Genomic DNA, 20,589 nt, shown 5'->3' with positions numbered 1-20,589 from the left:
GTTCCCTTGCCTGAGTTACCGGAGTACGACAAGCCCCTGACGACGTCGGCCGACCTGGTGGTGGACGGCGGCCGGCTCCGCCGCGGCACGCCGTCGCTCACCGTCGAGGTGCCGGGGGACAAGTCGGTGAGCCATCGCGCCCTGCTGGCCGCCCTCCTGCCCGGCGCCCCCTCCCGGCTCACCGTCCGCAACGCCAATCTCGGCGGCGCGGTCCGCGCCCTGCTCCCCGCGATGCGCGCCCTCGGAGCACACCCGGTCATCGAGGGCGGCACCCTCGTCGTGGAGCGGGACGGCACGGCCGTACCCCAGCCGGTGCGCGCCCACCCGGACCTCGACCACTGGCCGCACGACGTCCCTTACCTGGACACGGGCGGTTCGAGCGCCGCCGCCCGGCTGCTGATCGGAGTCCTCGCCGGAAGCGGCCGAAGCGCCGTCGTGGACGGCGACGACGTACTGCGGCACCGGCCCATGGACTGGCTCGTCACCCCGCTGAACCAACTGGGCGCGGACATCGCGTACTTGGGCGAACCCGGACGGCTGCCGGTGCTGGTCCGCGGCACGGTGCACCGCTCCGCGACGGTGGAACTCACCGTGGGCAGCGCCCAGGCGCGCTCCGGAGTGCTCCTCGCCGCGGTCGCCGCCGGCCTGCCCGCAGACATCCGTCATCCGGTGCGCTCCCGGGACCACACCGAGCGCATGCTCGCCGCCTTCGGCGCCCGGCTGACGGAAGTCCCGGGCGCCGTACGGTACGACGGAAGTCCGTACACCGTGCCCGACGTCATCGACGTCCCCGCCGACCCGTCGCTCGCCGCGTATCCCGTCGCCGCGCAGCTGCTGTGGGGGGAAGCGGGCGAACTCAGGGTGCCGGACGTCTGCCTCAACCCGACCCGCCTCGGCTTCTTCGAGGTGCTGCGCCGAGCCGGCGCGGACATCGCCTACCAGGACGAGCGGGTCGACTCCAGCGGCGAGCGGGCCGGCACCATCGTCGTCCGCGGCGGCCTGGAGGACGTCACGGCCGTACGGGTCGACGAGCCCGCCACCCTGCACGCCCTGATCGACGAGGTACCGCTGCTCGCCGTGGTCGCCGCCCGGCTGCCCGGCACCTCATGGATCGGCTGCGCCGAGGAGCTGCGGTTCAAGGAGACCGACCGCCTCACCACGACGGCACGGATGGCCGCGGCCTTCGGCGCGCACGTCGAGGTGGCGGGGGACGGCCTGAAGGTGCTGGGCGGGGCCCCGCTGACCGCGGGGACGGTGCCCGCCTTCGAGGACCACCGCATCGCCATGGCCGCAGCCACCCTGGCCGTGAGCCTGCCCGGACGCACCACCGTCTCGGGCGGTGCCTGTCACCACACGTCATTCCCTGGCTTCGCCGACACACAGCGTGCCGTAGGCGCCACGATCACCGAGGTTCCCCGGACATGAACAACGCGCAAGCAACAGCCGTGGAAGAGGCGGTCTCGACCGGTACGGTGCTGGGGCCCGCCTTCCAATCCGGCGACGGCCCCTGGCTGTACGCCGAGGACGGCTCCGCCTGGTTCGACGGCACGTCGGGCAGCGGGGCCGCGACGCTGGGCCACCAGCACCCGGCGGTGCTCGCCGCCGCCACGGCCCAGCTGAACCAACTCGTGCACACCGGATGCAAACTGGGCTCGCAGGCGCGGACCGGCATGGTGCGCCGGCTGGGCGAACTCTCGCCCTACCGGACGCCTGCCGTGCTGCCCGCGGTGACCGGGGCGGAAGCGGTCGAGACCGCGCTGAAGATCGCCCGGGCGGCCACCGGCCATCGGGCGGTGGTCGGCTTCACCCACGCCTACCACGGCAAGACCGCCGGCGCGCTGGGCCTGACCTGGCGCGCGGAGTTCAAGGCGTACAGCGCCCTGCCGTCCGACGCGGTGGTCACCGCGACGCTGCCCGACCCACGCACGTCCCGCCCGGACGGTCCCGACGGCATCGCCGCCGCGCTCGCGGACCTGACCGCCGCGCTGGACACCGCCGACCGGCTCGGCGGCACCGCCGCGGTCGTCCTGGAGCCGATCCAGGTGACCGAGGGCCTGCTGATCATGGAGCCCGCGCTGCTGGACGAGATCGCCCGGGCCGCCCACGCCAGGGGCGCCCTGCTGGTACTCGACGAGATCTACACCGGACTCGGGCGCGCCGGCCGCATGTTCACCGCCGAGCTGATGACGCGGACCCCCGATCTGACGCTGGTGGGCAAGACACTCGGCAACGGGTTCCCGATCAGCGCCGTGGTGGGGGAGCGGGAGGTGGTCAACGCCCTCCCGGCCGGCGTGCAGACGTCCACCTTCTCCGGCTCCCCGCTCAGCTGCGCCGCCGCCTCGGCGGTGCTGGACACCATCGTCGAGCAGGACCTGCCCGGCCGCGCCAGGGCGCTCGGCGAACGGCTCGGCACCGATCTGGGGAAGCTGGCCGACCGCTTCCCCTGGATGACCGCGGTACGAACGGCGGGCGCCCTCGCGGCCTTCGACTGCGTACGGGACGGAACTCCCGACCCGGCGCTCTCCCAGGCCGTCCGCGACGCGGCGCTCGCCGCCCGGCTCCTGCTGTTCGGCGGGGGACCGGAGGGCGCCACCGTGAAGATCGTCCCGCCGGCGCTCCTGGAGGAACGGGACTACCGGTTCCTGATGGACGGCCTGACCGCGGCCGTGGCCCAGGCCGACGGCTCGGAGGACACCCGAATATGAGCTTCCAACAGTTGGTACACGACATTCTGGAACCCGATCTGTGCACCGTGTGCGGGGCCTGCCAACTGGCCTGCCCGGCCGGTGTCATCGGCTTCGACGGCCTGGAGCCGGTCCTGACCGAGCCGGCCTGGACCGAGTCCGACTGCGGAACCTGCGGCGACTGCCTGACGGTGTGCCCGGGCGCCGATCCCGCCACCCGGCAGTCCGAGGAGCGGCTGTTCGGCCGGGGCCGCGACGCCGACGAGCGGTGGACCGGCATCTTCTCCGAGGTGCTCGCGGGCCACGCGCTGGACGCCGGCGTCTTCGAGGCCTCCGCGAGCGGGGGCAGCCTCACCGCCCTGCTCCAGGCGGCCATGGCGGTGCTCGACGTCGACGTGGTGCTCACGATGGGCCGGGACCCCGAGCAGCCGTGGCGCGCCGCACCGGCGATCGCGCGCGATCCCGCCGAGCTGGTCGAGACCGCCCAGTCCACCTATCAACTCGCCCCCTACTTAGGCGCGTTGCGCGAGACCATGCTCCAGGAGCCCGATGCGAGGGTGGCACTGACCGGAGTGGCCTGCCACATCCAGGCGATGCGCAAGCTCCAGGCCATGGACACCGCGGCGGGACGCTGGGCGCGCGACCGGGTCGTGCTCATGACCGAGCCGGCCTGCTCGTCCAACACCCGTCCCGAGGGCACCCGCTCCGTGATAGAGCAGCGGGCCGAGGTGCCCGTCGAGTCGGTGGTCCGGCTGCGCTACCGCGAGGGCCACTACCCCGGCGAGGTCTCCGTGCGCACCGACGACGGCCAGGACCACCGGGTCGCCTTCTGGCAGGCGGTGCGGGACTTCGCCGGCAACAAGACGCACCGCTGCCTGTCCTGCGGCGACTGGATGTCGGGGCTGGCCGACGTGAGCGTCAGCGACGGCGACCCCAACATCTTCGCGGCGAGCGCCGGCGACGGTGAACGGGCCAAGCACGGCCGGGTGTTCGTACGCACCAAGGCGGGGGCCGAGGCGGTGGCCGAGGCAGGCGCCCGGGGCTTCCTCGCGGTCAGCCCGGTGGAACTGAAGGGCCTGAACCTCGGGCTGGAGCGCAAACGCAACCGGCGGGCCACCTACGAGCGGTCCGGCGCGCCCATCCCCGCCGGGCCGATACCCGGCCACCGCGAGGAACTGGAGACCGTCGACGACGAACGGTGGATCGCGGCTCCCGACGGTTCGACCGAGCGGGCCTGGGAACGCGGGGAGGAGGGATGACCACCGTCGCCGACCATCCCCACGTCACCTCGCGCCGGCTCCTCGCGGGCGGCCGGCCCCTGCCGCGCACCGAGCAGGTGCGCGTCGGCCCGCCCGGCCGCGGCGAGCTGCGGATCCGGGCGGCCTACAGCCTGGTCAGCCCCGGCACCGAACTGCACTACCTGGACCGCTTCGCCGGTACGGGGCAGGACTTCCCGCTCGGGTACTGCTCGGCCGGGGTGGTGGACGCCGTCGGCCCCCGGGCGACCGGGTTCGCCGTGGGCGACCGGGTGATCGCGATGAGCTGGGGCGAGGCCGTCCACGGCGATGTGATCACCGTGCCGTACCGGCTGTGCCGACGCGTCCCGGGCGGTATGGACCTGGCGGACGCGGTGGTGGCGAACCTGGCGGCGACCGCCGTCCACGCCGTGGACCGGGCCGTCCTGCGGCCCGGGGACGAAGCCGCGGTGGTCGGCGCCGGCATGGTCGGACTGCTGGTCGGCCAGATCGCCGCCGCCCGCGGACACCGGGTCACCGTGCTGGACCTGCGGCCCGAACGGGCCCGTACCGCGGCGGCACTGGGACTGGGCGCGCAGACCGGCACGGCGGAGTTCTTCGCGGACGAGGCGACCGCGCCGCACCCGCTCGGCCGCTGCGTCTTCCTGTGCGGCACCGGCGAGGCGAGCGACACCGTGGCCGCCGCCGCCCGCTGGGCGGGGCGTACGCCCGGCCGGCCACGGCTGATCGGCGTCGGCCGGTTCTCCGCGCACGTCGAGTTCAGCGTCGAACTCGGCAATCTCGACATCCGCTACGCGGCCCGCTGCGGGGCCGGCTACCGCGACCCCGACTACGCGCGCGGACTCACCGACGTCACCCCGCCCGAAGGCGAGGGCACCGTCACCCAGAACCTGCAACGGGCCCTCGACCTGATCGGCGCCGGAGCCGTCCGCCCCGGTCGGATGGGCTTGGTGAGCCGCCCGCTGGAACACGCCGAAGAGGCATACGCCGAGCTGCGGGACCGCCCCGCGCACCTTGCCGTGGTGTTCGCGTACGGACCCGAGGAGACACGGTCATGACGAGCGACGGCAGCAGCACCGGGACCGGTCACCGGCCGTTCCCCACGGCCGACGCGGCGCGCACCCTGGCCCACCGCTTCCTGGAGGCGGCCGCCGCACACCCCGCCCGCGAGGCCGTCGTCACCCCCGGCGTCCGCTGGACCTACCGGGACACGGAAGAGCACTCCGCCCGCGTCTGCGCGGCCCTGGTGGACCGGGGACTGCGGCCGGGGGAGCGCGTGGGGCTGCTCTTCTCCCACGGGGCGGAGATGATCGCGGCACTGCTCGGCGTCCTGCGGGCCGGGCTCTCCTATGTGCCGCTCGACGCCGCCTACCCGGAGCAGCGGCTCGCCTTCATGGCGGGCGACGCGGGCATCCGCGCGCTGGTCACCGTGGCCGAACACGCGCCGGCGGCAGGGCGGCTGGCCGGCGGCGGCTGCCCGGTGCTGGACTACGCCGAACTGGTACGGCGGGTCCCGCGGGCCGGGGAGACCGAGGTACGCGCCGTCCCGGAGGGCGAGGCGTACGTGCTGTACACCTCGGGCTCCACCGGCCGGCCCAAGCCGGTGGCGCAGCTGCACCGCAATGTGCTGCACCACACCAGGGCCTGGACCGACGGGCTCGGGATCGGACCGCTGGACCGGTTGTCCCTCCAGTCCGCCTACAGCTGGGACTCGGCGGTCCAGGACACCTTCTGCGCACTGCTGAACGGCGCGGCGCTGTACCCGGTCGACCTCAAGTCCCTCGGCATCACGGGGCTGCTGGAGTGGATGGCGGCCGAGCACCTCACCGTGTACCACTCGACCCTGCCCGTCTTCCGGGCGCTGGTACGCGCCATGGAGACCCGGGGAACCCGGCTGCCCGCGCTGCGCATGCTCGCCCTAGGCGGGGACACCCTGCACCTGGCCGACCTGGAGGCGTGCCGCGGCTACTTCGACGCCGGCTGCCAGGTCGCCGGAGCGTACGGCTCCACCGAGTGCTCGTGCGCCCTGCTGCGGGTGGCCGACCGCACCTACCGGCCGCCCACCGGGGTCTTCCCCCTCGGCGACCCGGTGCCCGAGACCGTCGTCCGGCTGGAGGACGCCGAGGGCCGCACCGTCGAGGGCGCCGGGGAGGGCGAGATCGTCGTCGCCAGCCGCTACCTCGCCCCCGGCGCCGCGCCGGACGGCCGGACCTACCGCACCGGCGACCTCGCGCGCCGGCTGGACGACGGAACACTGCTGCTCATCGGGCGCCGTGACTTCCAGGTGAAGATCTCCGGCATCCGGGTGGAGACCGGCGAGGTGGAGAGCGTGCTCAAGCAGCTCCCCCAGATCCGGGAGGCGGTGGTGATGCCGTTCACCGACGGGCTGGGCGAACGGCAGCTGGCGGCCTATGTGGTCGGCCACGACGGCGCGCGGCTCGAACCCGCCGCCCTGCGCGCACAACTGCGCGGAACGCTGCCCGATCACGCGGTGCCGACCGCCTACGTCCCGCTCGACGAGCTGCCGCTGACGCCCAACCACAAGATCGACCGCGCCGCGCTGCCCGATCCGCTCGCCGACGCGCGGCGCGCCACGGCGGCGCGTGACACCCACGGCGGCGGCCCCGCCGAGCGGACCGTCGCCGCGGCGTGGCGCGAGGTGCTGGGGGTCGCCCGGCCCGGCCTCGACGACAACTTCTTCGACCTGGGCGGGACATCGCTGCGGATGGCCGCCGTGCACGAGCGGCTCACCCGCACCCTGGCCCCCGCGCTGCGGATGACGGACCTGTACCGGGCACCGACCATCCGCGCCCTGGCCCGGCTGATCGACGCATCAGCGACGTCCCGGGCCGGCGGCGCCGGCGGCGAACCGCCGCAGGGAACGGCCCGAGGAGCGCGCCGCCGTGCCGCACACGCCTCCCGGCGCTCCGCCGTCCGCGCCCAGACCCGTAATCCGAACACCGCCATCGTCCCGCTCTCGGGTGACGGCACGAACACCGCCTCAGGAGACGTACGTGACTGAACGACTGCACGAAGATGCCTCCGCGGCCGGACGGATCGCCGTCGTCGGTCTGGACTGCCGCTTCCCGGGCGCCCGTGACCACCATGAGTACTGGCGCAATCTGCTCGCGGCCACCGATCACATCTCGGACCTCGACGAGGAGCGGCTGCGCGCCGCCGGCGTGCCGGAGGACATGCTCGCGCACCCCCGCTACGTCCGCAGGGCCGCGGTGCTCGACGACGCCGACGCGTTCGACGCGTCGTTCTTCTTCCTCAGCGCGCGGGAAGCCGAACGGATGGACCCGCAGCTGCGCCTCTTCCTGCAGTCGGCCTGGGCGGCGCTGGAGCACAGCGGCCACGACTCGGAGGTGTACCCGGGCCGCATCGGCGTGTTCGGCGGGTCGCTGCACAGCACCTACCTGCTCAACAACGTGCTGACCGGCGAGGCCGGATACCACGGCTCGCTGCACCGCATGCAGCAGGACATGGCCACGATGATGGGCAACGACCCCAACTACCTGACGACGCGCGCCTCCTACCACCTCAAGGTCATGGGGCCGAGCATCGGCGTGCAGACCGCCTGCTCCACCTCCCTGGTCGCCGTGCACCTGGCGATGCAGAGCCTGCTCGCGCAGGAGTGCGATGTCGCGCTGGCCGGCGGCGTCGCCCTCCGCTTCCCGCAGGAGGCCGGATACCTGCACGAGACCGACGGCATCACCTCGGCGAGCGGTGTCGTACGGCCCTTCGACGCCGGTGCGGACGGCACGATCTTCGGCAACGGCGTCGGCCTCGTGGTGCTCAAACGGCTGGAGGACGCCCTGGCCGACGGCGACACCGTCTGGGCCGTGCTGCGCGGCTCGGCCGTCGGCAACGACGGCAACGACCGCGCCGGTTACACCGCGCCCGGCGTCACCGGCCAGGCCGCCGTACTCGCCGAGGCCCTCGGCGTCGCGGACGTCGCCCCCGCCACCGTGAGCTACCTGGAGGCACACGGCACCGGTACCCGCATGGGAGACCCGATCGAGCTGACCGCCGTCGCCCAGGCGTACGGCACGGACCGCGCCCAGCCGCTCACCGTCGGATCGGTCAAGGCCAACATCGGCCACCTGAGCACGGCCGCCGGCATCGCCGGGCTCATCAAGTGCGTCCTGATGCTGCACCACCGCACCCTCGTGCCGACACCGCACTTCACCGCGTGGAACCCGGAGTGCCAGACCGACGCGGAACGCTTCCGGGTGGCCACGGCCGTCGAGCCGTGGCAGGCCGGCGAGGGACCGCTGCGCTGCGCCGTCACCTCGACCGGCATGGGCGGCACCACCGCGCACGTGGTGCTGGAGGAGGCACCCGCGGTGCCGGCCTCCCCCGCGGCCGCCCCCGCACCGCCGGTCGTGGTCCTGCCGGTCTCCGCCAAGTCGCCGGCCGCCCTGGAGAAGGCGTGCCAGGCCCTGGCCGACCACCTGGAGGCCACCGCCCCCGATCCCGCCGCACCGGACGCGCTCGGCGACACCGCGCTCGGCGACACCGCCCTCGACGACGCCGCCTACACCCAGGCCACCACCCGCCACACCTTCGACTACCGGGCCGTGGTCACCGCACCGGACCGGGCGAGCGCGGTACGCGCCCTGCGCACCGCCGACCCGCGGCTCGTCTACCGTGACTCCGGCCAGCCCGCCCCGCGCCCGGTCACCTTCCTGCTGCCCGGCCAGGGCGCCCAGTACCCCGCCATGGGCCAGGGCTGGTACGAGCACCTCCCGGTGTTCCGCGGCACGCTGGACGAGTGCGCCGAGCTGCTGCGGCCTCACCTCGGGCTCGACCTGCGCGACGCGCTCTATCCGCGGCTGCGCGGGTACGAGGGCGAGCCGCACGACCTCAGCCGCACCCGCCTCGTCCAGCCCACCCTGTTCGCCACCGAACTCGCCCTGGCCCGGCAGTGGATGGCCTGGGGCATCCAGCCCTCCGCACTCATCGGCCACAGCATCGGCGAGTACGTCGCCGCCACCCTGGCAGGCGTCTTCGCGCTGCCCGACGCGCTGCGGGTGGTCGCCGAGCGGGGCCGGCTGGTGGACGAACTGCCCGCCGGCGTCATGACCGCCGTGATGACCAGCCCGGCGGAGCTGGCCTCCTACATGGCCGAGGGAGTGGACCTGGCGGCCGTGAACGAGCCCGCGGTCTGCACGGTCGCCGGCACCCGGGAGGCGATGCGGACCCTGACGGCCAAGCTCACCGCCGACGGCGTCCCGCACCGCAAGGTCGCCACCTCTCACGCCTTCCACTCGGCGATGATGGACGCGGCCGTGCAACCGCTGACCGAACTCGTCCGCCAGGTGGAGCTGCACCGCCCGCGGATCCCGTTCCTCTCCAACCGGACCGGCACCTGGATCCGCGACGAGGAGGCCACCGACCCCGCGTACTGGGGCGCGCACCTGCGGGACACCGTGCGCTTCGCGGACGGCGTGGCGACCGCGCTGGCCGAGGGCGACCAGGTCTTCGTCGAGGTGGGACCGGGTCACACCCTGGCCACCTTCACCCGACGCCACCCGGACCGGGAGACCGGCGTCCCGGTCGTCACCTCCGCTGCCCGCGGCAAGGACCCCGACGCCGATGTCACCGCGGTCAACGCCGCCCTGGGACGGCTGTGGGCGGTGGGACTGACCCCCGACTGGCCGGGCTACTACGCCGGGCGCGGACGCCGCAAGGCACCGCTGCCCACCTACCCGTTCGAAGGGACCCGCTACTGGATCGAGCCCGGCTCGGGCACTCTCACCGGCAGCGGCACCCCCGCGGTACGCAAACTGCCGCTGGACGAATGGTTCTCCACCCCCGTGTGGCGGCCGGCCGTCGGCACCCTCGACACCGACCCGGCACCGCTCGCCGATCCCGTCCTGCTCTTCGCCGACGCCGAGGGCACCGCCGCCCGCCTGGCCGGCCTCGCCTTCACCGGCGAGGTGATCACCGTCGCCGCGGGCGAGACGTACGCCCGCGACGGAGCCGCCTTCACCGTGCGGCCCGACTCCGAGGAGGACCACAGCCGGCTGGTCGGCGAACTCCTCGCCGAGGACCGGCTGCCCGGACGGGTGGTCCACGCCTGGTCCACCGCGGCCCTGCCCGCCGAGCGCGGCATCCCCCGCTTCGAACAGGCCCAGCGAAACGGGCTCTACAGCCTCATCGCCCTGGTGAAGGCCCTCGGCGCACACAACGTCACCCGCCCCCTGCACCTGGACCTGATCAGCGCGGGCGCCTACGCGGTAAGCCCCGCCGAACCCGAACCCGCGGCCGAGCTGGTCTCGCTCGCCGTCGCCGCCCGGGTCATCGGACAGGAGCACGGCAACATCGGCGCCCGCCACTTCGACCTCCCCGCGGTCGTCGACGAGCGGTCATTGCGCACCCTCGCCGCCGAAATCGCCACCGTGCGCCGCCCGGAGCTGGCGGTCACCCTCCGGGGCGCCGGCCGCTGGATCGCGGACCTGGAACCCGTGCGCGCCGACTGGTCCGCCGACGCACGCTCGCGGCTGCGCGAGGAGGGCGTGTACCTCATCACCGGCGGCCTCGGCGAGATCGGCTCCACCATCGCCCGGTGGCTGCACGAGCAGACCCGGGCGCGGCTGGCCCTCCTCACCCGCGAGCCGCTGCCGCGGCGCGACACCTGGGACGCATGGCTGGCCGGCCATGAGCCCGATGACGAGACCGCACTGCGGATCACCCGGCTCAGGGAACTGGAGGCCCTCGGCGCCGAACTGCTGCTGGTGCACGCGGACGTGGCCGACGCCGACGCCCTCGGGGCCGCGGCCGACCGGGTCCAGGAGCACTTCGGCGCGCTGCACGGCGTCATCCACGCCGCCGGCCTGCCCGGCGAACGCTGGGACCGCGCCATCACCAGCGCCAGCGTGGAGCAGTGCCAGTGGCACTTCGTGCCCAAGGCACACGGCCAGATCGCCCTGGAGCAGGTACTCGCCGACCGCCCGGTCGACTTCTGCCTGATGCTGTCCTCGCTCGCCGGAGTCCTCGGCGGCCTGCGGCTGCTCGCCTACGGCGCGGCCAACCACTTCATGGACGCCGCCGCCGAACGCGCCAACCGCGGCCTGGACCGCACCGTGTGGATCAGCGCCGCATGGGACGTCTGGCAGCACCACCAGGACGAGAAGCGGGCGATCTCCGCGATCGGCCGGAGCATGGACGACAAGGCGATCCAGCCCGACGAGGGACTGGAGGCCGTACGACGGCTGCTGAGCCTGCGCGACGTCTCCCATGCCGCGGTCTCCACCTGGGACATCGGCCACCGCCTGGACCAGTGGGTGCGCGACGAACGGCTCGCCCGGCCGTCGTCCGGTGCCACGGCGCTCGCCGAGGAACTCGGCACCGACGCCGGCACGGACCTGACCGAGCAGGTGCTGCGGCTGATCCGGGACGCGCTCGGCAGCGCGGAGATACCGGCGGACGGCGACATCTTCGAGTTCGGCGGTGACTCGCTGCTCATCGTCCGGCTGCTGTCGAACGTCCGTGAGCTGTACGCCATCGAGGTCCCGCTCGCCGACGTACTCGTCGAGGCGACCCCACGCGCGCTCGCCGCGCTCGTCGGGCGGCGGCTGGACGAGCGCGAGGAGGCCGAGCAGGCCGGTCGCACCGGTGACAGCGACGAGATCGAGGCGCTCGCCGCCCAGCTCGCGGCGCTCGCCCCGGAGGACGCCGAACGGCTGCTCGCCGAAGAGACCCAAGAATCCCAGCACGAGGAGCGCTGACTTGTGGACTTCAGCCTGATCTTCTTCTCCGGCGACGAGAAGAACAAGTACCGGTTCGTCCTCGACGCCGCCAAGTACGCGGACGAGAACGGCTTCACCGCGATCTGGACGCCCGAGCGGCACTTCCACCGCTTCGGCGGCCTGTATCCCAACCCGTCCGTCCTCGGAGCCGCCCTGGCCACCGCGACCCAGCGGCTCCAGATCCGGGCCGGCAGCGTCATCCTGCCGCTGCACAGCCCGATCCGGGTGGCCGAGGAATGGGCGGTGGTCGACAACCTCTCCCAGGGACGCGCCGGCATCGCCCTGGCCACCGGCTTCAGCCCGGTCGACTTCAGCATCAACCCGGCCGGCTGGGAGGACCGGCGGCGGCGCACCTTCGACGCCGTGGAGACGATCCGCGAACTCTGGGAGGGCGCCCCCGTCGCGGTCCAGGACGGCCTCGGCAACCACGTCGAGATCGAGCTGCATCCCCAGCCGGTCCAGCCCGAGCTGCCGATCTGGCTGACCTGCACCAAGAGCACGGACACCTTCGAGACGGCCGGCCGCCTCGGCTGCCATGTGCTGACCGGCCTCATCGACATGACCAACGAGGAACTGGAGGAGAAACTCGCCCTCTACTACAAGACCCTCGCCGCCTACGGGCACGACCCGGAGGACGCGAAGGTCACGCTGATGCTGCACACCTTCATCGGCACCGATCTCGACGAGGTCCGCGAGACGGTCTGGCCGCCGTTCAGCGAGTACCTGCGCTCGTTCCTCACCGTCATCGACTCCCAGAAGAAGAACCTGGCACCGGGCGCGGGGGTCCGCGACATGTCCGAGGGCGACCAGGAGCAGCTGATCAAGTTCGCCTTCGACAAGTACTTCGAGAAGGGCGCGCTGCTCGGCACCCCCGACTCCTGCGTGGCCGTGGTCGACCGGTTCAAGGGCATGGGGGTCACCGAGATCGCCTGCCTCATCGACTTCGGCGTCGACGAGAACCTCGTCGTCCAGAGCCTCGGCCAGCTGAACGAGCTGCGGAGGCGCTACGCATGACGTCGTCCCTACCCGCCGACCTCACCGCCCGGCTCGCGGCCCTGACCCCCGAGGCGCGGGCCCGCCTGCTCGCCAGGGTCCGGCAGCAGCGGCGCCCCCAGGACCGGCTGACCCCCGGCCAGCTGCGGCTGTGGGACGCCCACCACGACACGGGAGGCCGACCCGTCGACGTGGTCTGCCAGGCCGTGCAGCTGACGGGCGCCCGGGTCGACCTCGACCGGCTGGCGGACCGCGTACGGGGCTTCGCCGACGCCCACGACGCGCTGCGCACCACCTTCGAGACGACGGACGACGGCGTCCGCCCGGTGGTGCACCCGACGCTGCCACCGGCGCTGACCCGCACCCGGTTCGCGGACCGGGCGTCCGCCCACGCGGCGGCGAAGGAGCTGGCGCACCAGCCGTTCGACCTGGCCCGCGGCCCGCTGCTGCGGGTGGTCCTGGCCGAGGGCGCCTCGGCCGAGGAGGCGTGGGTGCTGGTCGTCGTGCACAACCTGGTCTTCGACGCGTGGTCCTTCGAACTCCTGCTGGACGAACTCACCCGTGACGAGGGCAGCGCACCGCCGGCCGCGATCCCCTTCAGCCGGTTCGCCCACGAACAGGCCGCCTGGGCGGCGAGCGACGCCGGACAGGCAGCCGGCCGGCACTGGGCCGCCGAAGTCGCGGACGCCCCCGCGCCGTTGCCGACCGACCGGCCCAGAAGGACGCCCTCCCGGCGGCCCGGAGGCCGGGTGACGTTCACCGTTCCCGCGGCCGTCGCCCAGGGGCTCGCCGCGTCCGCCCGGCGCGCCGCCGCCACCGCCTACGCGGCATGGCTCGCCGTCGCCTGGGCGGCGCTCGCCGAACACGGCGGGACGCAGGACGTGCTGCTGGGCACCTTCGTCGCCGGCCGGGACCGGCCGGGCACCGAGCAGTCCGTCGGATATCTCCTCAACGTCCTTCCGGTGCGGCTGCGCGACCCCGGCGACGGCACCCATGCCTCCCGGGTCCGCGCCGTCAGCACGGTCACCCGCGCCGGGCTGCCGCACTCCGCCTACCCCGGCGAGCTGATCGACGCTCCGCGCCGGGTGCCGGGCACCCATCCGCTGTTCGACGCCGTCTTCGTCTTCGACAACCTCGGCGAGTCCACCCGGACCGTCCAGGGAGCCGAGGTGGCCACCGCGGACCTGGACAAGGACGTCGCCCGCTACGACCTGACACTCGCCGTCTACCCCGACGCCGAGGGAGCGTCGGGCTGGCTGGAGTACGACACCGACCTCTACGACCCGGCCACCGCGCAACGCCTCGCCGAGCGGTTCACGGCCCTCGCCGAAGCGGCCGCCCAGGAGGCCGACCGGTGATCACACCACGCCTGTGCGCTGCGGCGTACGAACTCGGGGAACACGCCGAACCCGTCGGCGAGCTGCCGGAGCTGCTCGCCGCGCCCGACACCGCCGCCGCTCTGACCTCACCCGCCGCGGGGTTCGTCACCTACCGCTGGTCGGAGGCGCCCGTGGTCGAGCTGATGGCCGCCTGCGTCCAGCGCTGCCTGGCGAAGGCGCGCATCCCGGGCAGCGAGATCGACACGGTCCTGCTGGTCACCGACTCCCTGCCGCACGACCGCACCGCCCACCGGGACGTCGCCGAACTCCTGGCGGAGACCGGCATGACCGGCGCCACGGTGGCCACCGTCGGCATGATGGACTGCGCGACGGCCATGGTCGCGGTCGGCACCGCGGCCTCCCTGGTTCGCGACGGCACCGCCCGCCACGTCATGGTGGTCAGCGGCGACCTCGCCGATCTGTCCACCGGCGGGGACCGCGTCGTGGCCGGCGGCGCGGCCATCGCCAGCGACGGAGCGGCCTGCGTGCTGGTGTCGGCCGAGGCACCGGGCCTGCCGGTGCTGGCCATGGCACACCACGCCGCCGCCGGACAGGAACACGGCGGCACAGCGCCGCGGCAGCAGCTGCTCTCCCGTATCACCGCCTACCGCGAGCTGTTCGCCCGGCTGTCCGCGCGGCATCCAGTGCGGCCGGCCGAGACGGTCGTACTGCCGAGCAACTTCGCCCGCGACGTGATGCGGATGTACCTGACCGACGTCGGATTCGACAGCGAGCGGATCGCCCTGGACGGAGTGGGCCGCGTCGCGCACTGCCAGGGCAGCGACCCGCTGATCAACCTCGCGGACCGGCTCGGCGAACCCAAGCCCGCCGACGCGACCGAGCAGGAACCGCAGGCGCTCGTTCTGCTCGGTGCGGGCATCTCGCATCTGGCGGCCGTCCTCGTCGGCGCACACCCGCTACCAGCGCACAAGGGGGGATCCTCCTGAACGCCCACCTCGCGGACGATCAGTCGGTCACATCGGCCGCACTGCGCGCCGTGGCACGCCGGCTGCCCACCGGGGTCACCGTGGTGACCAGCGGGCGGGGAAAGGACGTCCACGGCATGACGGTGAACTCCTTCACCACGCTGTCGCTCTCGCCGCCCCTGGTGTCCTTCTCCGTGCAGCAGAGCGCCCGCATCAGGAAGCTCATCGAGGTCTGCGGCGGCTTCGTCGTCAACATCCTCGCCGCGGAACAGGCCGAACTGGCCCGCTGGTTCGCGGACCGGGACCGGCCGACCGGGGCGGACAGCTTCACCGGGGTCGACACGGCGGACGTCCCGTCGACCGGTGGCATACGGCTCGCCGGTACGATCGGCCACTTCACCTGTCGGACGGTTCAACTCATCGACGCGGGAGACCACACCATCGTCATCGGGTCGGTCATGGACTGCGCGTCCCGGGACCGGGCACCCCAACTGCTCTTCGCGGACGGGAAGTTCCATGCCCTCGGCCACCCGCCGCAGTGACGGCCCGCACACATGAGGACACACCCCAGGAAGGAACAGCCGGTGACGGCCGTACGTATCCGTGAACTCCGCGAGAGCGACTACCCGGTACTGATCCGCCGGGTCGACGACTGGTGGGGGCGACCGATCTCCCATATGCTCCCGCGGCTCTTCCTGCGCCACTTCCACGCGACCAGCCTGGCGGCGGTCGGCGACAGCGGAGAGACCGTCGGATTCCTGGTCGGCATCGTCTCGCCCTCCGAGCCGGGCGAAGCCCACACCCACTTCATCGCGGTCTCCCCGGAGCACCGGCGGTCCGGGCTCGGCAGAACCCTGTACGAGCGGTTCTTCGCACTCGCCAAGGAGCGGGACTGCCGGACCGTCACCGCCGTGGTGTCCCCGGTGAACACCCGCTCCCAGCGCTTCCATCTGTCGGTGGGCTTCCAGCCGGTCCCGCTGGACGAGGCGGCGGGCGCCGGCGGTGCGGCGGCGGAGCTTCCGGTCTGGAAGGACTGGGACGGCCCGGGCGAGGACCGCATCAGGTTCTCGTACGCCCTGTGAGCAAAGCCTTGTGAGAGAAAGAGACAGGCAATGAACATTCTCGCCGCGGAGAGAGCGGTACTGGACCGGGCGCTGCCGGGGCTCGACGGCTGGCTCGCCAAGCTGGGCCACGTGGCCGCCGAGGACCCCGAATCCCAGGTCATCGAGGAGTTCGGCAAGGCGGGGGGCGGCAACATCCTCATCCCCGAGCGCTTCGGGGGAAACGGCCTGAGCTGTCTCGAAGGGGTACGTCTCCAGCGAGCGGTCGGCAGCAGAGCCCCCTCGCTGGCCGTCGCCACCACCATGCACCACTACAAGGTCGCCTGGCTCGCCCAGGTGCTGGACAGCGGTGAGGCCGACCGCGTCCTCACCGACATCGTCTCCCGGCGTCATCTCGTCGCGTCCTGCGGCGCCGAGGGACGCTCCGGCAAGCAGCTGTTCGCGCCCGGTATCGAGGTGTCCCCGGCCGAGGGCGGACTGCTGATCTCGGGCACCAAGCGCCCCTGCTCCCTGGTCCGTTCCATGGGCCTGCTCACCTTGCTGGCGCCCGGGCCCGAAGGCTCGCCCTACGCGGGCCGGCTGCTGATCGTGATGGTCCCGGCGGACGCACCCGGGCTCACCTGGGAGCCGCTCTGGGGCAACCGGGTCCTGCGGGCCGCGCAGACCGATGCCGTACTCCTGGACCGGGTGCACGTACCCGACCACAGGATCGTCCCGCTGGGCGACCCGGACCGGAGCCTGCCGCGCCTCAACTCCCTCATGCTGCTGTTCCTCCCGCTGATCACCGCCGCCTATCTGGGCATCGCCACCGGACAGGTCGAGCGGCTCTTCCTGGAGGGACGCGGAGCCGCCGTCGACCGCCTGGCCGCGCTCGGCCCCCTGGAGACGGCTTCGGCGGCCGTGGAGGCACTGGCCAGCGAGGTCGACAGCGGACCGCACGACGAGATGCTCCTCGGCCGGATGCTCCTGGTCAGATACGCGGCGCAGCGCGCCATCGCGGAGGCCACCGACCGCGTTCTGGAGCTGCTCGGCGGCATGTCCTTCGTCACCAGCGGCGACAACGTCGACCTGCTGGCGGCGAGCCGCGCCCTGGCCTTCCACCCGCCGGCGGAGAACGCGATGCGGGAACGCCTGGACGACTGGTTGAACGGGGGCGGTCTCACGCTGGTCTGAACGGCGTTCCGGCACCGTGCCGGCAGCCGTCGGGCGCCGCGCGGAGCCGAAGTGAACGCTTGCGACAGACTCTGCCGACAGATCGCCACGGGGGAAACGGAGACCACGCCATGACCACTCCACATCCGGCGATGGAGCAGATGACCGAGCAGATGACCGAGCAGGTGGCCGAGCAGGTGGCCGAGCAGCAGCCGGACTGGCCGGATCCGGAGCTGCTGGCCGAGGTCCAGCAGACCCTGCACCGGCGTCCCGCCCTGGTCAGCCCCGAGGAGACGGACCGACTGGCCGACCGGCTGGCCGAGGTGGCGACCCGCGAGGCGGTGGTCCTGCAAGGGGGCGACTGCGCCGAGCTGTTCGCCGACGCGACGGCCACCGCGGTACGCCGCCGACTCGACCAGCTGCGAGAACTCGGCTCGCTCATCAGGACGGAGGTGAACACACCGGCCGTCACCCTGGGGCGGATGGCCGGCCAGTACGCCAAGCCGAGGTCGGCCACGCACGAACGGTCTGAGACCGACGAGCTGTTACCCGTGTACCGGGGCGACGCCGTCAACGACGTCGCCGCGGACGCGCGGGCCCGCACCCCCGATCCGCTACGGCTGCTCACCGCCTACGACTGCGCGGCCAAGACCCTCGCCGCGGTGCGCGAGCACTGGGCGGACCACGCTCCGGCCGAGCGCACCCATGTCTCCCACGAACTGCTGCTCTTCCCCTACGAACTCCCCCTGATACGTGACGACGGCCCGGGACTGTCCAGGTACTCCTCCTCCGCCCACTTCGGCTGGATCGGCGACCGCACCAGGCGACCCGACGGGCGGCACATCGCCCTCGCGCGCTCCGTCCGCAACCCCGTAGGGGTCAAGATCGGACCCGGCGCCGCCCCCGGCGAAGTCGCCGAACTGGCCGCGCTCCTCAATCCCGAACGCCGGCCGGGCCGGCTGACCTTCATCGTCCGCATGGGCGCCGACCGCATAGACCGGCTGCTCCCGCCGATCGTCGAGGCGGTCGCGGCCGGCCGGGTACCGGTGATCTGGCTGAGCGACCCCATGCACGGCAACACCGTCCGCCACGGACCGCGCCTGAAGACACGCACCGTACGCACCATCGTCGACGAAATCGCGTCCTTCGTACGGATCCTGTCCCGGCAGCGCCAGTGGCCGGGCGGACTGCACCTGGAAATGACACCGGAACCGGTCACCGAATGCGTCCAGGCCCCCGCCGACCTGACGACAGCCGACTTCCCCCGCTACCGCTCCCCCTGCGACCCCCGCCTCAACCCGGAGCAGGCAACGGAGGCGGTGACAGCGTTCAGCACCCTGCTACGGGCGCTGTAGCGGGGTGACGTCGAGGACGGCTTCGGCCAGGTCTGGGGGTGCTGGTTGGGGGGAGGGCGGCTCCCTCAAGTGCTGGGCCCTGGGTGGGCTGGCCGTTGTCCAGGCGTTCCTGGTAGCTCTGGTCAGGGGGAACGGGAGCGTCCGCTGCGGTCATGAGCGCGGCTGCGGCCAACGCCACTGCCGATGTCAGAGCAGAACGAGCGCGTATGCGCATGAGAAAACGATTCCCCTCGGTTTGTTGGTCGGTGGCGCGCCGGAGCCGACCGTATGACCCGGAGTGGATCTTGCACCACAGATCTGAGGATGACCTAAGGGTGGGGGGACCGGAGGGCAGACCTGCCCCCCGGCCGCCGCTTGGATGTTCACCAGCAAAGGACGAGCCGACGAGGGAGTGGCTGGAGAGGCTGTACGAGATCGCGCGGGGCAGCCTGACCGGCGTCTTCCGGAACCTTCCCGGGAGGGACTGCATCTCCCTGTGCGGTGAGGCAGGAGCGGTGACACGGGGTCCCGCGGGGATGTCTTCACCGGGGGGAAGTCTCATGGCACGGCGGACACTGGCGGTTTCCGCACTCAGCCTGGTGGTGCTGCTGGGTGCCGCTGCCTGCGGCAAGGACCACAGCGCCGCCGCCCAGCCGTCCAAAGGCGCGTCGGACGCTCGTCCCGCCGCGTGCGGAACGCCTCAGCTGAGCTGGAAGATGATCCTTCTGCCGGGCAAGCCGCACAACACGCCGACGGCGACACTCAGCGCCACGCACAAGGGGGCGAAGCCCTGTGCCTTCGACGGCTACCCGGAACTCAGCGCTTTCATCGGCAAGGGGCCGGCGGCCGACGCGGAGCCGAAGAAGGGGGCTGCGCCGGTCCACCTGGTGCTGCAGCCTGGCCATGCCGTCGAGTTCCCGATCTTCTACGACGCGGTCGGCTCCCCGTCCGCGTCCTGCAATGTCTCGGCCGAATACAACCCCGACATCTCTGTACGGCCCCCGCACGCCGCCGCGCACGATTACGGCTCCTTCGTGCATCTGACCGACGCGAAGGGGCGCCATGAGCGGGCGCAGGTGTGCAGCAGCGGCATGCAGCTGGGTGCGCCCCGACTGCGGTGAGCCGCGAGTGGATTAACGGTGTGCCTCCGCACGCCGACCGTGCGATCATGACGGCTGCGACCGCTGACCATGGTCGGTTGACAGCCGCCGTACGGCGGCACGGGGGGATACATCGGGGGTGCGCTGTTGTGCGCATTGAGCGCCGCGCAGGCCGTCGGGGGGAGAACGCGCGTCGGACTCCGTAGCAGTGGCTCGCCTGCTGTTCCGTAGCAGGAGCCTGCCCATGGGGTCCTCGTGCCGTCCGGCCTGCCTCTTGGAGAAACCTGAATTGCTCGACATACGAATACGTCTCGGGGTTGTCGCGGCGCTGAGCGCCGTGGTCCTGCTGGGCAACGCCGCAGCGGCCCAGGCCGGCACCGGGACCCCTGTACCCGGCACCCCCACGCCGACCGCGTCGGGGCTCCCGCAGAGCACCAGCCCCGCACCGCAGTTGCCGGCCAGTCCCACGCCCACACTCTCGGCTGGCCCGTCGGCCGAGCCGCCGACTGCGGACACGCAGGTGCCGGCCCCCGACGCCGACTGGACGGCCGAGGCCGCCATCAGCTTCTGGACTCCCGAACGCATGGCCGCGGCCACCGACCCGTCGGGCCGTACCACCGCCCCACCGAAGGGCTTGACGGCAGCGGTCCGGCAGCGATCCGCCAGCGCCATCACCGCCCAGCACTTCAATGGCATCAAGTCCGTCGGCACGATCTTCACCACGGACAGAGGCATGAAGGGCCACAACTGCACGGCCAGCGTTGTGCGCAGCGGGGGGCACAACCTGATCCTCACCGCCGGGCACTGCGTTGGCCGAAACGCCATGTTCGTGCCCATGTACGACCAGACCAGGACGGCGGCGCAGCAGCAGTACGGGGTCTGGGCGGTCGATGAGTGGTTCCGTGACAAGCAGTATGCCTCGGACCTGAGCAAGAACTCCGATCTGG

At 72.8% G+C, this 20,589-nt stretch carries 14 protein-coding genes and 1 pseudogene; all 15 read left to right on the top strand.

The annotated features are described in order from the left end of the window. Positions 1-6 precede the first annotated feature (6 nt). Positions 7-1,425, top strand: a complete 1,419-nt coding sequence (locus AB0L75_RS41510; protein ID WP_365191472.1) for a 3-phosphoshikimate 1-carboxyvinyltransferase — start codon at positions 7-9, stop codon at positions 1,423-1,425. Next, positions 1,422-2,705, top strand: a complete 1,284-nt coding sequence (locus AB0L75_RS41505) for an aminotransferase class III-fold pyridoxal phosphate-dependent enzyme (protein WP_365191471.1) — start codon at positions 1,422-1,424, stop codon at positions 2,703-2,705. Before AB0L75_RS41510 ends, AB0L75_RS41505 begins: the two co-directional genes overlap by 4 nt. After that, entirely contained in the window at positions 2,702-3,943 is a 1,242-nt protein-coding gene (locus AB0L75_RS41500; RefSeq protein ID WP_365191470.1) for a Coenzyme F420 hydrogenase/dehydrogenase, beta subunit C-terminal domain, read from the top strand. Before AB0L75_RS41505 ends, AB0L75_RS41500 begins: the two co-directional genes overlap by 4 nt. Next, positions 3,940-4,998, top strand: a complete 1,059-nt coding sequence (locus AB0L75_RS41495; protein ID WP_365191469.1) for a hypothetical protein — start codon at positions 3,940-3,942, stop codon at positions 4,996-4,998. Before AB0L75_RS41500 ends, AB0L75_RS41495 begins: the two co-directional genes overlap by 4 nt. Beyond that, positions 4,995-6,962, top strand: coding sequence for a non-ribosomal peptide synthetase (locus tag AB0L75_RS41490; protein WP_365191468.1), 1,968 nt, complete (start codon positions 4,995-4,997; stop codon positions 6,960-6,962). The genes AB0L75_RS41495 and AB0L75_RS41490 overlap by 4 nt, the downstream gene beginning before the upstream one ends. Then, on the top strand, positions 6,955-11,676 hold the full coding sequence (locus AB0L75_RS41485) for a beta-ketoacyl synthase N-terminal-like domain-containing protein (RefSeq protein WP_365191467.1): 4,722 nt from the start codon (positions 6,955-6,957) through the stop codon (positions 11,674-11,676). Before AB0L75_RS41490 ends, AB0L75_RS41485 begins: the two co-directional genes overlap by 8 nt. 3 nt (positions 11,677-11,679) lie before the next feature. Next, positions 11,680-12,711 (top strand): MupA/Atu3671 family FMN-dependent luciferase-like monooxygenase, encoded by a 1,032-nt coding sequence (locus tag AB0L75_RS41480; RefSeq protein WP_365191466.1) that lies wholly within the window; start codon positions 11,680-11,682, stop codon positions 12,709-12,711. Next, the gene (locus AB0L75_RS41475; protein ID WP_365191465.1) at positions 12,708-14,048 is read left to right on the top strand and encodes a condensation domain-containing protein; all 1,341 of its coding nucleotides are present in this window, start codon (positions 12,708-12,710) and stop codon (positions 14,046-14,048) included. The genes AB0L75_RS41480 and AB0L75_RS41475 overlap by 4 nt, the downstream gene beginning before the upstream one ends. Further along, positions 14,045-15,016, top strand: a complete 972-nt coding sequence (locus AB0L75_RS41470; protein ID WP_365191464.1) for an acyl carrier protein — start codon at positions 14,045-14,047, stop codon at positions 15,014-15,016. Before AB0L75_RS41475 ends, AB0L75_RS41470 begins: the two co-directional genes overlap by 4 nt. A 116-nt stretch (positions 15,017-15,132) precedes the next feature. After that, positions 15,133-15,537 carry a flavin reductase family protein gene (locus AB0L75_RS41465; RefSeq protein WP_365191463.1) on the top strand — a complete coding sequence of 135 codons (405 nt, stop codon included), beginning with the start codon at positions 15,133-15,135 and terminating at the stop codon, positions 15,535-15,537. A gap of 42 nt (positions 15,538-15,579) precedes the next feature. Then, positions 15,580-16,077: a GNAT family N-acetyltransferase gene (locus AB0L75_RS41460; RefSeq protein ID WP_365191462.1), complete on the top strand. Its 498-nt coding sequence runs from the start codon at positions 15,580-15,582 to the stop codon at positions 16,075-16,077. Between the two features lie 30 nt (positions 16,078-16,107). Further along, positions 16,108-17,229, top strand: coding sequence for an acyl-CoA dehydrogenase family protein (locus AB0L75_RS41455; RefSeq protein WP_365191461.1), 1,122 nt, complete (start codon positions 16,108-16,110; stop codon positions 17,227-17,229). Positions 17,230-17,339: 110 nt separating this feature from the next. Further along, a complete protein-coding gene (locus tag AB0L75_RS41450; protein ID WP_365191460.1) occupies positions 17,340-18,563 on the top strand; it encodes a 3-deoxy-7-phosphoheptulonate synthase in 1,224 nt (407 codons plus the stop codon). A 539-nt stretch (positions 18,564-19,102) separates the two neighbouring features. After that, on the top strand, positions 19,103-19,663 hold the full coding sequence (locus tag AB0L75_RS41445) for a DUF4232 domain-containing protein (protein WP_365191459.1): 561 nt from the start codon (positions 19,103-19,105) through the stop codon (positions 19,661-19,663). Positions 19,664-19,979: 316 nt separating this feature from the next. Then, positions 19,980-20,589 (top strand): annotated as a pseudogene (locus AB0L75_RS41440) (hypothetical protein); the annotation flags it as partial.

The organism is Streptomyces sp. NPDC052101, from assembly GCF_040680235.1.
GTDB lineage: Bacteria > Actinomycetota > Actinomycetes > Streptomycetales > Streptomycetaceae > Streptomyces.
This window is presented reverse-complemented; position numbering and strand designations above follow the sequence as displayed.

Bases quoted from the DNA above. Each gene is read 5' to 3' on its own strand.
- AB0L75_RS41490 (WP_365191468.1), top strand. From the start codon at position 4,995: ATGACGAGCGACGGCAGCAGCACCGGGACCGGTCACCGGCCGTTCCCC.
- AB0L75_RS41455 (WP_365191461.1), top strand. From the start codon at position 16,108: ATGAACATTCTCGCCGCGGAGAGAGCGGTACTGGACCGGGCGCTGCCG.
- AB0L75_RS41475 (WP_365191465.1), top strand. From the start codon at position 12,708: ATGACGTCGTCCCTACCCGCCGACCTCACCGCCCGGCTCGCGGCCCTG.
- AB0L75_RS41500 (WP_365191470.1), top strand. From the start codon at position 2,702: ATGAGCTTCCAACAGTTGGTACACGACATTCTGGAACCCGATCTGTGC.
- AB0L75_RS41505 (WP_365191471.1), top strand. From the start codon at position 1,422: ATGAACAACGCGCAAGCAACAGCCGTGGAAGAGGCGGTCTCGACCGGT.
- AB0L75_RS41450 (WP_365191460.1), top strand. From the start codon at position 17,340: ATGACCACTCCACATCCGGCGATGGAGCAGATGACCGAGCAGATGACC.
- AB0L75_RS41445 (WP_365191459.1), top strand. From the start codon at position 19,103: ATGGCACGGCGGACACTGGCGGTTTCCGCACTCAGCCTGGTGGTGCTG.
- AB0L75_RS41495 (WP_365191469.1), top strand. From the start codon at position 3,940: ATGACCACCGTCGCCGACCATCCCCACGTCACCTCGCGCCGGCTCCTC.
- AB0L75_RS41465 (WP_365191463.1), top strand. From the start codon at position 15,133: ATGACGGTGAACTCCTTCACCACGCTGTCGCTCTCGCCGCCCCTGGTG.